Source organism: Vibrio sp. EJY3 (genome assembly GCF_000241385.1).
In the GTDB taxonomy this organism is placed as follows: domain Bacteria; phylum Pseudomonadota; class Gammaproteobacteria; order Enterobacterales; family Vibrionaceae; genus Vibrio; species Vibrio natriegens.
On record NC_016614.1, the window covers coordinates 478,314 to 491,277 of the forward strand.

General features: G+C 46.0%; 10 protein-coding genes. 3 read left to right on the forward strand and 7 right to left on the reverse strand.

The features are described from left to right. The first annotated feature begins 70 nt into the window (after positions 1-70). The gene (locus tag VEJY3_RS18115) at positions 71-1,000 is read left to right on the forward strand and encodes a LysR family transcriptional regulator (protein WP_041170468.1); all 930 of its coding nucleotides are present in this window, start codon (positions 71-73) and stop codon (positions 998-1,000) included. A 105-nt stretch (positions 1,001-1,105) separates the two neighbouring features. On the opposite strand, the gene lhgO is transcribed toward VEJY3_RS18115, so the two are convergent. Beyond that, positions 1,106-2,341 (reverse strand): L-2-hydroxyglutarate oxidase, encoded by a 1,236-nt coding sequence (gene lhgO / locus VEJY3_RS18120; RefSeq protein ID WP_014233865.1) that lies wholly within the window; start codon positions 2,339-2,341, stop codon positions 1,106-1,108. Positions 2,342-2,438: 97 nt separating this feature from the next. After that, complete coding sequence (glaH, locus tag VEJY3_RS18125) at positions 2,439-3,395, reverse strand: glutarate dioxygenase GlaH (protein WP_014233866.1); 957 nt, start codon at positions 3,393-3,395, stop codon at positions 2,439-2,441. Positions 3,396-3,825: 430 nt separating this feature from the next. Here glaH and VEJY3_RS18130 point away from each other — a divergent pair, with 430 nt between their 5' ends. Together VEJY3_RS18130 and VEJY3_RS18135 are read left to right on the forward strand one after the other, a co-directional pair. Then, positions 3,826-4,767, forward strand: coding sequence for a TAXI family TRAP transporter solute-binding subunit (locus tag VEJY3_RS18130; protein ID WP_014233867.1), 942 nt, complete (start codon positions 3,826-3,828; stop codon positions 4,765-4,767). 13 nt (positions 4,768-4,780) lie between these two features. After that, positions 4,781-6,685: a TRAP transporter fused permease subunit gene (locus tag VEJY3_RS18135; RefSeq protein ID WP_014233868.1), complete on the forward strand. Its 1,905-nt coding sequence runs from the start codon at positions 4,781-4,783 to the stop codon at positions 6,683-6,685. A gap of 64 nt (positions 6,686-6,749) precedes the next feature. Here VEJY3_RS18135 and VEJY3_RS18140 read toward each other — a convergent pair whose 3' ends face one another. The 5 genes from VEJY3_RS18140 to VEJY3_RS18160 form a co-directional block, all read right to left on the reverse strand. Then, on the reverse strand, positions 6,750-7,637 hold the full coding sequence (locus tag VEJY3_RS18140; RefSeq protein ID WP_014233869.1) for a LysR family transcriptional regulator: 888 nt from the start codon (positions 7,635-7,637) through the stop codon (positions 6,750-6,752). A 176-nt stretch (positions 7,638-7,813) separates the two neighbouring features. After that, positions 7,814-8,134, reverse strand: a complete 321-nt coding sequence (locus VEJY3_RS18145; protein WP_014233870.1) for a DUF1840 domain-containing protein — start codon at positions 8,132-8,134, stop codon at positions 7,814-7,816. A gap of 282 nt (positions 8,135-8,416) precedes the next feature. Beyond that, positions 8,417-10,759, reverse strand: coding sequence for a penicillin-binding protein 1B (gene mrcB, locus VEJY3_RS18150; protein ID WP_014233871.1), 2,343 nt, complete (start codon positions 10,757-10,759; stop codon positions 8,417-8,419). Positions 10,760-10,945: 186 nt separating this feature from the next. After that, positions 10,946-11,977 (reverse strand): aldo/keto reductase, encoded by a 1,032-nt coding sequence (locus VEJY3_RS18155; RefSeq protein WP_014233872.1) that lies wholly within the window; start codon positions 11,975-11,977, stop codon positions 10,946-10,948. Positions 11,978-12,003: 26 nt separating this feature from the next. Beyond that, positions 12,004-12,951, reverse strand: coding sequence for a Gfo/Idh/MocA family oxidoreductase (locus VEJY3_RS18160; protein ID WP_014233873.1), 948 nt, complete (start codon positions 12,949-12,951; stop codon positions 12,004-12,006). Between the last annotated feature and the right edge of the window lie 13 nt (positions 12,952-12,964).

The window sequence follows — 12,964 nt, forward strand, 5'->3', positions numbered from 1 at the left end:
ATTGACTCGATCAATATCCACTAGTACGTTATGTGAAACAATGGATAGATTTGGAAAGGACTGTTGCGCTGTGGACACAAATAAGCTCATCGCTTTACTGCCGGAAATGGCCGTTTTTGTTGTCGTTATTGAAGAAGGGAGTTTTTCTAAAGCAGCGGAAAAGCTCGGTGTTGCGCCTTCATCTGTGAGCCGTTCCATCTCTAAGCTGGAGAATGCTTTGTGCCAAAAGCTCCTTGAGCGTACTACCCGAAATATGCGGTTAAGCATTGCGGGAGAAGAAGTTCACGGATTATGTATGGATATGCTTAAATCTGCGAGATTAGCGACAGATGCTGCTTTTTCCTCTCAAAGCGAGGTTTCTGGTGAAATCAGAATTGCCGCCCCCAGAGCCTTGGCCAGCCAAGTACTTTCGCCGTTAATTCTGGACTTCTTACAAGAATATCCCAACGTCTCGGTACATTTTGTTGTTGAAGACCACTTTATTGATCCTATTGGGCATGAAGTCGATATGGTGATACATATTACCGATAAACCAGTCGAAGGCTTAGTTGCGAAAGAACTGGGGACGAATCGATTACTCATATGTGCTAGCCCGTGCTATCTGGAAAAATTTGGCTACCCTAGGAGCCCTGAAGAGTTGTCTGCCCATCAATGTATACGTTTGGGTGAAAGTCCTGTTGACAGGAAATGGGTCTTTGGCCAACAAGGCGTGATTCGTTCCGTGAATATCGATGGGCGACTTGCCGTCAATCATACCGAAATCCGTAAAGAAGCTGTTTTACGAGGAATGGGAGTTTCGATTTTCCCTGAATTTGCCATAGATGCGTTGATACAGTCCGGAGATGTTGTGGCGCTATTTCCAGAATGGGAAGTAAAGGGAAGTTATCAGGGAAAGATAGTTGCTCAGTATCCTCAATCCAGATTCATTCCTCGTCAGTTAAAAATGCTGGTGGAGTACCTTCACAGTAGGTTGAGTGAAACAGCAGTGAGTTCTGACTGATTTTTATTGCTCGATTGTGGGCAACGACAAATGCATTATGATTAGGCATAAGTGTCAGTTGTTGAAGATCGACCCGCTACCAATCGGTAACGGGCGAGATGAATTTTAAGCCGCGTCCGAGAGAGTCGTGGCCGTTTTTTCAGCCACTTTATCGCAGATGTAGTTGCCGATAGGAATTGCGGAAGTCGCGGCTGGCGAAGGCGCATTACAGACATGCAGTGAGCGCGGGCTTTCAGCAAATAGGAAATCATGTACTAATGAGCCATCTTTAAGAACGGCCTGAGCACGGATGCCTGCCGGGTAGGGCTGGAGATCGCTGACTTCTAGCATCGGACAATATTTCTGCACCATTTTCAGATAACCAGGTTTCCACCAAGAGTTCCAGGTTTCTGCTAACCCCGTTTTTAAGTGCTTAAAGCTCACTTTCCAGAAACCGGCAAAGGTCACCATATCTCTGATATCACGCAGGGATACATTGAACTTTCCATATCCTTCTCGCTTCCATCCTTGTACGGCATTAGGACCAACAGTCACGCTGCCATCAATCATTCGCGTCAGATGCACACCAAGGAAAGGTAAGTCTGGATCTGGAATTGGATAGATGAGGTGATTGACGATCTGGTTGTATTTCGCTGGCAAGCGATAGTACTCCCCACGATAAGGGACGATTTGAAAATCGGTATCTATGTTAAGCATTCGGGTGATGCGATCGGCCATCAGTCCAGCGCAAGTGATTAGAAATTGGGCATGGTAAGTGTGGGAAGTGTTACCATTTCGACAGTGCAGAATAATACTGTCGGCGGTTTCTTCAATATCCTGAACTTCCGTTCCCAGTTTCAGTTCGCCCCCACAGGCTTTAAACTCTTCCGCCATTTTCTTCGTGACCAGACGATAGTTAACAATGGCAGTCGATTTGACGTAAATAGCGCCGTTGCCGGTAATATTCGGCTCTCGTTTGCGCAGTTCAGCTTCATCAAGCAGCTCTGCTTCAATTCCATTTTGCGCACAGCGTTCATACAGGGCTTGCATTCGCTCATATTCTGTCTGGTTTGTTGAAACCAACAATTTGCCGCATTGATCGTAAGGTATGTCATGCTTTTCACAAAAACTGATCGTCTTTTCAACCCCTTCTCGACAGAACTGGGCCTTCAGGCTGCCAGGTTGGTAGTAAACACCAGCGTGAATAACACCACTGTTATGTCCGGTCTGATGCATGGATACTTCTGATTCTTTTTCTAATACCAAAACACGTGCGGTTGGGTAGCGCTGCTTCAGTTGCCATGCTGTTGATATTCCGACAATTCCGCCTCCGAGAATCACATAGTCGTACGGCTTTTCCATTGAAATCTCCAAAATAGTAGTGCCCGTGTTATTGCACACGGGCTAATTATTGTTATTTAGTTTGGTGGTGCCAGACCGTTCCCTGGCTCAGTAACATTTAGCGTGAAAATGAACCTCTCTGGCGAAGTAGTTCACGACTTAGATCTGGGTGCGGGACAAATTTATCTCGTCCGTGTAGCCAACGATGGTTGTGAACAACCAGCATAGAACCGACGTTGACACGTACATTGAAACAGTTCGGATCATTTTCAAGAGACTCACCAATTTCATACAGGTACAAACCTTCACGTCGATTTTTAGGTTTCGCAAATTGGTCAATGAACAGGAAGTGTGGTTTACCTTCAGCATCTTCTTCAAAAAAGACTGGGTGCTCAATGTCATAACCGGTATTTTTGCTTGGTGGCGCGCCCCAAGTAATGTCTTGCTTCGCCATTGGATGATTATAGAATTTGTCTAAGTCCTGCCAGTCATCAAGATGCAGTAACAGCGAATCGCCGCCTTGCATGTTGCTCTCTTCCATTTTCATCATCAATACGAAATCCGTGCGTTCATCGACGTAGGTACCGTCGTTGTGCATTTCCATACGGCGGTGAGCCTGACGTAGGTAGCTGTCACTGTCGTCAACATTACGCACAGTAAAACGGGCATAATATTTACCGTACATGGCATCAAAGTTTGGCAGACCAATCATGTGCGAAATTGCCGTAGAGAGTTTGACGAAGTAACGACGTTGGATCTCGGTGTCTTCATATTCTGCTCGTACTTCATCACAAGCTTCGAGAAGAAATGCGCCTTGATTACGATCATCCATAATCTGAACAAGCAGCTTACCGAGTTGATAGTCGGATGCTTTATCCAGTGCTTCCGCTACAGCAAAGCGAAGAAATGGCTTGTACTCAATGGCTTGAAGATCCCACTCACAAGTCAGATCATTAAACTTCTCTAATAAATCCTTTCCAAGAGTAATCACCTGCAAACGGCCATTTACCGGATGTGGGTTAACGGTGATGCCTTGTAGTTCTGAATTTACGCTGTCTTTGATGCTTAGTGTCATGGTTATTCCTTTTATTTCAGCAAAAGATGTCCCGGTTCAGCTTTTGATTCTTAGTGGTAGATATTGCTTGTCTACCACTTGGTGTTGAGCGGCCTAATGGGGAGCACCCTGTTTATCCGTGGTTCTTTCCTGTTGCAAAAAGGTTAACAGTGTTGGTCCTATATGTTCAATATATCGAAAATATACTTTCAATCTATAAAATAGATGAATTGCGTATCTAGCCGGACGAAAATGCCGCTTTTGTTCACTTTTATTAATAAAAGAGATTCTTTTCATCACTTATTGATATTGAAAACGCCATTTTTCATCTTTTTTGCAGCAACTTTTATTTATTAATATCTCAAAAGCCAGGATTCGGGTTTGTCAGTGTTGTTAATGGTGTGTAAAAGCCGACATGGAGTATTTATAAGATCAATAACGTGAGGACATTATGAAAAAAACAATTAAAACGCTGCTGCTATTTTCCATGTTAAGTGTTGTGGGTGGTGCTCAGGCAGAAAATTACACTATAGGTACAGGAAGTCAGAGTGGAACTTATTACCCGTATGGTGGCGTTCTGGCAAAAATCTGGAGCGATAACTTACCAGGTTTTAATATGCGAGTTGAAGTGACGGCGGCTTCAGTAGAAAACACCATCAAAGTGGTTCAGGATAAGCAATTGGTAGGTCTCGCGATGGGTGACGTCGTTATTCAGGCTCAAGAGGGAAGCAAGCCGTTTTCACGTGCACTAGATGTTGCGGTACTGACGGCACTTTATCCAAACGTTGTGCAGTTTGTCGTGCGTGCAGATTCGGATATTTACTCACTGAAAGATTTAAAAGGGAAAACTGTCTCTCTGGGCGCGCCAGGTTCAGGCACCAGAGTGAGTGCGAGAAGTATTCTCTCTGCACTGGACCTTGATGAAGACGGTATGAATGTTCAGTCTCTTAACTTCTCCGCGACTGCTGAAGCTCTTGCGAATGGTCAGATTGATGCCGGGGTTTTTGTCGGTGGTACTGGGCTGGGCGCGATCACTGAATTGGCTCTGACCCGAGATATTCGCGTGCTTAATTTCTCCGCTGAAGACATGAAATCTATCATGGGTGCGCTTCCTGCGTATCAGTCAGTGCAGGTAGAGCAGGGCGTGTATAACGGTGTAGAAAGCTTTACGGCACCAGCTGTTTGGAACGTTTTGGTCGTTAACCAGCGACTTGATGAAGAGTTGGCTTACAACATGACCCGCTTAATTTTTGAAAACGCGTCAGCATTACAAAACTCACTCAGTGTTGCAAAATTCACCACTTTGGAAAATATGAACCAGCTAAGCGCTGTGTCTCTGCATCCGGGTGCCCAAAAGTATCTTCAAGAGCAGCAGAGTAAGCAAGCGCAGTAGGGCAGGTCCGTGAATGAAAGACAATAGAAACTGGAACCTGTTGGTTACCGAGCGTCTGATTGCTGTTGCCGCCATTTTTGCTGTGTCGTTATCTGCATTCCAGATTTGGCAAGGCATTACAGCGTCGTTAGCTGCGCCTACTTTTCGCCCCATTCATATTAGTTGGGTGTTGGTATTGGTATTTTTGGTTAAGCCTACATTCTCTTTAAACAGAACAACGTTAGTCTACCTGCTTGGGAGAATGATCGATCTGTGCTGCATGGTACTTACCATCTGGGCAACCTGGCGTATTAGTGTATTCGATTACGATGATATGAGCTTTCTGATGGATGGTCTTCAGCTGACGGATACATTTGCAGGCGTTGTCGTCATCGCGATGTTGCTTGAGGCAACGCGACGTACTGTTGGTGCCGTGATGTCTTGGTTGGCAATCGTCTTTATTCTCTATGCAATGTTTGGCTCACACTTACCGGATGCCATCGCAAGTAAGAGCTTTTCTATTGAAGAGATGATCCGCTTCCATATTTTCTCGACTAACGGCGTGTACGGAGCACCATTGGGAATTGCTGCTGGCGTGGTGTTTACCTTCGTGCTATTTGGTGCCTTTCTTCAGGTTACCGGAGCGGGTCAATTTTTTATCGACTGTGCTTTCGCTCTGGCTGGTAAGTATCGCGGTGGTCCGGCAAAGGCGAGCGTGATCGCTTCTGCTGCGCTGGGTTCGATTTCTGGATCAGCCATTGCGAATACGGTTACGACGGGCTCGCTGACCATTCCGATGATGAAAAAGCTAGGTTACCGACCAGAGCAGGCGGCTGGCATTGAAGCGGCGGCGTCAACCGGTGGGCAAATTATGCCGCCAGTGATGGGGGCTGGAGCCTTTGTTATGGCGCAGTTTACCGGCATCGCTTACTCAGAGATCCTTCTGGTTTCGATTGTTCCTGCCATTCTCTACTTTCTTTCAACGTTGCTTTATATCCATTTGATGGCGTGTAAGCTCGGCTTGAAAGGTATGGCGCAAATAGAGAGCATCAAAATTGTTCTGGTCCGAGGCTGGCACTTCTTAGCACCATTAGTCTTTATTACGGTGCTATTGATGTTGAGTTACTCGCCTGTTCTGGTCGGAATTGCAGGGTGTGGCGCTATTCTTGCTGCGGCTATGGTGCGTAAATCGACGCGAGTTTCATTGAAGCTGATCTTACAGGGAATGAAGGAAGGGGCACTGATGGCTCTGCCTATCTCTGTAGCTTGTGCTTGTGCAGGCATTATCGTTGGCGTGATTGGACAAACCGGCATTGGTCTGCAATTCACTCAGTTCCTGCTTGCCATGTCGGGCGGTCAATTATGGTCGGTTCTCGGGCTGGTGGCGTTGGCTGCGTTGGTTCTGGGAATGGGGCTACCGGTTACTGCTGCGTATATCGTATTGTCAGTGATGGCGGTACCAGCATTGACCGATTTAGGTGTTAGCCTGCTTGCCGCGCACATGATCGTTTTTTGGTTGTCACAGACCTCTAATATCACTCCGCCGATCGCTTTGGCAGCGTTTGCGGGCGCTGGTATTGCAAATGCGTCACCAATGAAGTCTGCGATTCAGGCGATGAAGTTGGCGCAAGGATTCTTCTTAATTCCTATTATGATGGCCCACGGCAACCTCATCTGGTTTAAAGAGTTCTCATTGTACCCATTTGTTCTTTCAGTCATCTACACACTCGCCTTGATCGTTGCGTTTGCGGGCAGTATTGAAGGCAGGTTGTTTAATCCTTTGTCCAAGGTGGCAAGGGGGATCCTGTTCGTCAGTGCGCTTGTGTTGGCATTTGGCGATAGTGATGTGATTAACATCGCAGCCACAGTGGGTATTCTTCTGGTTACCGTTTTGAACCAACTGAAAGTATTGACACCACTCAAAGCCAGAGCTGATTAGCGACATTTCTGGATAGTATTGCCCTCAGTCGTACCCGGACGGCTGGGGGCATTTTTATATCTCGCTATTTGATCCTTTTAGGTTGATACCACTGTTCCATAAACTTCAAAAACGCACGCGATGCATTAGACAGGTAATGGCTGCTTTTCCAGCCAATACCAAATTCGACTTTAAGTGCGGGATTAAACGGTACGCAAACCAATGGCTCATTTTCTTGCACTATTCGTCTCAGGCATGTGCTAACTCCTGCCTCTTTTTTCACTAGGGCTTTCACGAGTTCGATTAAGTTGGTCTCAAAGCGTATATCTGGTTTTAAGTTGTGTTTTCGGCTGTAACGACTGACGGCTTCACGCAGCAAATATCCTTCCCGAAACAGAATAAGCGGTTGCTCGCAGAATTGTTCCAGAGTTACGTTGGATAATTGGGCAAATGGGTGGCTCTCATTGACGCAGGCAACGATTTCTTCTGGGCACAACGAGACGTATCTCAGTTGATCAACGGGTTTATCTGTGCGGATGAATGCCAAGTCTAAAGCGCCTTCTAAAAGCATTTTTTCCAGTGTTGCTGTGCCGTGTTCCTGAACATGAATACGAATATTAGGGTAGGCTTGGTTAAAGGCTGACAGTGCTTCAGGGAAAAAATAAGACCCAAGCATCGCAGAAACACCAAAATCGATTTTGCCGCGCTCGAGCCCTTTTAGCTCATCCATTTCAATCTGGGCGAGTTCAACATCTTCCAAAATCCTTCGCGCATGGAACAGGAATCTCATGCCATCAGAGGTGAGCTGAATCTGTCTGCTGCTTCGATTGATCAACTTCAGACCGATTTCTTTCTCTAATTTTTGCATGCTAACGCTGAGTGCCGACTGTGCAATATCCAGTTGGTCGGCAGTTTTGGTGAAGTTGCCGTTCTTAGCCAAAGCTACAAAGTACTGAAGACGTTTGATGTCCACGTGACGTTTCCATGAGGTTTATGATGCGAACAAAATAGAATGCAATATACATTCTGGCGATTGAAATATAGGCTACAATCACTTTTGGTTATTATGAAGAGAAAAGCAATTAAGAGAAGATTACGATCACAGTCTTAATGCTTCTGCCGTGGTTTATGGCAATATTTATGGCTTTTTTACTGACTGTCCCACATCACGTCACATTGATCATCAATGGCAGATTTGAGCAGTTCAACAAGCGGCATTGCTCTATGACCTATCGATACGACCGGTTCTGATTGCTCGTCATCATCGTCTGCTTCTTGGACAGATTTGTTCTCTGCTTTTGCTGCTTTGGTCAGCGAAGCGGTTAATTTAGCGAGCGCTTCTGGCAGGTCTTGAGATGAGATCGAACCGGGCACAGTGCCGCTATGCCCCATCATCTTTATCATATTGAGGGCAATATCGCCGAACATGGTGATATTGGCATGGCTTTTACAGCGAAAGGTGATCAGCATGGTTCACTCCGGTTTTTCCTAATTATAATATACCAATCGTAGTAAATAACTGGTCAATTTAGCTTGTTAAAACACTCGATAACAGCGTTAACATTTTTGAATGTAGAGTAACTACTTATCGAAAAATGTTGCCTTGTTCTCAAGCATTTTTCCTACGCTATTTCTGACCACTTACTCACTGTGATTGGTATTCACCAGTTTAACCGGAGTTTACCTAAATAGTGGAGTTAATTCTTTGGGGATGCGGAAAGCGCGAACGCTCTCTTGCTTAATCAAATACGTTTAATCAAACAAGCTTTTAAAGAATCCACCGATTTGCTTCGGTGCTTCTGCTAATCCACGACCGATTTCTTTGAGGCCATCTTCCAAAGGCTGCAGGCAGTTAGGGCTCGTTTCTCCTGTTTCACTCCAGACAGGTAAACTGACTTCGCCGAAACAGCTTTCTCTTAATCCACCCTGACTATCAGTGCTGTAGTTTGCTAGCCCTATTTTCTCTGGCTTAGTTTGAGCGATTGACTGGTAGCCGGCCTTTTTAAGGTAATCACCATAGATCCGTAACGGGCCACTCGATCCTGTCAAATCAACTGGATTATTATCGTCGCGACCTACCCAAATAGTCACGACATCTTGGTTATCAAGCCCGACATACCAACTATCACGCCCTTGGTTTGACGTACCAGTTTTACCCGCGAGGTGAGCACTGCGAGGCACGATCTGATTTAAGTAACGCGCGGTCCCTTGCTCGACGACTTGTTCCATTGCATATTCGATCAGCCAAGCAGCCTCAGCTTCCAATACTTTTTCTTGCTGAGCTTGATGACGATAAAGTTGTTGCCCATGTTCATCGAGTACCGCACTAAGTGCGAACAAGTTTTGTTTTTCACCCTGATTTCCTAACGCCTGATACATCTGAGTGACGTTCAGAGGGGAAAGTGCCAGTGCACCCAGTAACATCGATGGAACTTGTGGGACTTGAGTCTCTTTGACGCCTAATGACACCAAGGTGTTGGTTACCTTATCTAAACCTATCGCCATACCTAGGTTCACGGTCGGAACATTGTAAGAGTGAGCTAGAGCTTGGTAGAGGCTCACCTGACCGCGGTACTGGCGATCGTAGTTTCGGGGCGACCACTTCTCATTATTTTGCGTTTGGATGGTAATTGGTTTATCCGCGAGGTTCGTTCCTAACGCGTAGTGTTCTGGCTGTGCTAATGCCGTGACATAAACTGCTGGTTTTATCAGCGAGCCAATCTGACGCTCGGCATTTATCGCACGATTAAATCCATGGAAATTCGGCTGGCGGCTACCAATCATCGCGCGGATTGCACCGCTTCGTTTATCGGCAACGATCATCGCAGTTTCTAAAGACTGGCCTGCTTTCTTTTCTAAGTTGGGCATAACGTTGTAGACCGCTGCTTCTGCCTGACCTTGCACTTTAGGCTCGAAGGTCGTGAAAAGACGCAAACCGCGACCACTGTTGTAGTCGATGCCATTTTCTTTCAGTGATAGCTTTATGTAGTCGAAGTAAGGAGGCTCAGTGGTACTTCCTTTACCCTGAACAGCCAGTGACAATGGTTTCTGAATCGCGCGTTCGTAATCACTCGCTTCGAGATCGCCAGTGTCGACCATCATTTTTAGCACTAAGTCACGGCGAGCTTTTGCTCGTTCAGCGTAACGCCAAGGGTTGTAATAAGAGGGGCCTTTTACTAAACCGACAAGTAACGCTTGTTGATCAAGGCTCAGCTCTGCTAACGGTCGACCAAAATAATGTCGTGATGCTAAAGCAAAACCGTGAATCGCATTTTGACCGTTTTGACCCAAATAGACTTGGTTTAGATAAGCATCAAGCAACTGATCTTTGCTGTAGCGATAATCCATGATCACCGCTAAGTAAGCCTCTTTAATCTTACGAATCAGGTTGCGTTCGCGAGTTAAGAACAAGTTCTTCGCGAGTTGTTGAGTTAAGGTACTTCCGCCTTGTACGTTACGCCCCGCAGTAACGTTGGCTGCAAAAGCGCGGGCAATAGCGACAGGGGATACACCGTCGTGCTGATAGAAATCACGGTCTTCGGTGGCAAGCAAAGCAGCGACTAATGTCTCTGGCATGTCATCTTTGGATACGTAAATTCGTTTTTCGGTGTTGTCACCGTCGAGCATACCTAAAATTTGTGGCTCGATCTGCAGTACGCCGAGATCATATCCTGAGGTTTCATCGGTGATCTTAACAATGCGTTTACCACTAAATCGAATGCTTGCCTGCTGCGCAGGTTGCTCACCTTCAGGAAAAACAAATGGTCGACGAATCAGCTTTATTGTCTGGCCAGAAATACTATATTCACCACTCTTTGTTGGCTGTGCGACTTTACGGTAATTTAGCTGATCCAACTCACTGAGCACTTCTTTCTGGCTAACCTGCATAGCCGGGCTTAACACCAAGTGACGTGCATAAACAACATTAGGCAGTTGCCACATTTGGCCTTCAAACTTGCTCGCGACCAGGTTGTTGAACTGCACTCCGAAGTAAATAATCGCTATAAGGAGTAATACAGCGCCGGCAAAAAATACTTTAATCAGACGGCGGAACCAGAGTGTTTTCGATAGTGGAGACGGAGTGTTAGCAGACATCTTTGTTTATATTACGCGTTAAGTATAGCCGTGAAGCGTAGCCTGATGTTTGTTCGCTTATGTCATTAAAACGTTAACAGTCTCAATTAAGGAACACAAAGAGCAGAGGGAAGGGTTTACTGAGTGGTTATGTAGGCGTTATATGCAAAAAAGCCCACCGAAGCGGGCTTTTGAATTCTATGAAAGTTATGCGGTAACCGCAGGGCTCGCTGAAAACTCTTCAGTATCGATTTCTACTTGTTGAGCAGCGTTGTAGCGCGTGCCGGAGACGTTGTCATTGTTGATGAGTTGTCCCATTTTTTCTAAGAGGTCGCTAGACAAACTCACCGACGTTGCCGAAACATTCTCGGTGAGATGGTCGATATTCGTCGTGCCTGGAATAACATGAATATGATCGTGTTGATCCAGCACCCAGCGTAGAACGATGCTAGCCAGACTTGCTTTACTTAGCTCAGTGTCAGACTCTTGCTCGATCAATTGCGCCAGTTGTGTCACAAGGTGCTGGTTATGCGCAAAGTGCTCACTATCGAATCGAGGCATGTTGCGACGGATATCTTTCGGCGTAAAATTCGTCGGAGAATCGATTTTACCCGTCAAGATTCCACGCCCTAACGGACTAAATGCAACAAAGGCAGTCCCCAGTGCTTTACATGTTTCCAGCACTTTGATTTCAGGGTTGCGAGTCCAAAGTGAGTACTCAGATTGCACCGCCGCAATTGGGTGGACTTGAGCGGCTTTTGTTATTGTCGCTGCGGACACTTCTGACAAGCCGATTTCACGAATTTTGCCTTCTTCAACCAGTCTGCTTAGTTCGCCGACACTTTCTTCGATAGGGACGGTTTTGTCCCAGCGATGAAGGTAATAGAGGTCAATGACGTCTGTGTTTAGGCGTTGTAAACTGTTCTCAATGTTTTTACGCAGCGCTTCAGGACTACCATTGATCTCTTTCTTACCTTCTTCGTTAATGAACATGCCACACTTGCTGGCCAACACATATTCATCTCTTCTATGCCCAACGGCTTTGGCCACCAGTTTTTCATTGGCACCGCCACCATATAATGTCGCAGTATCAAGATGGTTGTAACCAAGATCGAGGGCATGATTGAGTAAATGAATGCTCTGCTTCTCATCCGGTGGTGTTCCGTACGCATGAGAGAGATTCATACATCCCAGACCAACAGGGTTACATAGAAATTGACCAATTTTGCGTTGTTGCATAGTAAGATTCCTTAGCTGTGTTGTCCTTAAATGAGCTGCTCTTCGATGCGGTGCAGTGTTTCCATTGCTGACAGGCATTGGGCAACACTTGAGTTCGGCTCTTTACCGGTCTTAATTGCTTCAAAGAACTCACGGTCAATCAATTCAATGCCGTTGTTTGACACAGTAACGCCCGTCAAATCGATTTGGTTGTCATAGCCGTCATACAAATCATCGTAACGAGCAAGGAAAGTCCCCTCATCACAGATGTAACGGAAGAACGTACCAAATGGACCTTCGTTATTGAATGATAGAGAAAGTGTACAAATTGCGCCTGATGGCACTTTCATACCAATGCTCATGTCCATTGCGATGCCAAGATCCGGATGAATTGGGCCTTGCATACCTTGAACTTGTGATGCGGTTTCGCCAGTTTGGTATTGGAATAAATCGACCGTGTGACATGCGTGGTGCCATAGCAGGTGATCGGTCCAGCTTCTTGGCTCGCCTTTCGCATTGGTGTTGGTACGGCGGAAGAAGTATGTCTGCACATCCATTTGTTGGATGTTTAGCTCGCCAGCCTGGATTTTATTGTGAATCCATTGGTGGCTTGGGTTGAAACGGCGAGTGTGGCCAGCCATTGCAACTAAACCCGTTGCCTTTTGAGTCTCGACTACTTTGTAGCTGTCTTCGATGTTATCAGCCATAGGAATTTCGACCAAAACGTGCTTGCCAGCTTCCATACACTGGATAGCTTGAGATGCGTGCACCTGAGTTGGCGTTGCTAAGATAACGGCATCAACATCGTCACGAACAAGTGCTTCTTCAAGTGTCGTTACACCAACAGCCTGAGAGTCATATTCATTGATCAGAGCATCAAGCTTGTCTTGTTCTGGAGAAACCATAACTGATACGGTTACGTCGTCGATATTTTGGATGGCTTCTAAGTGCTTACGGCCAAAGGCACCAGTTGCACCAACTACACATACTTTCATAAATAATCCTTTA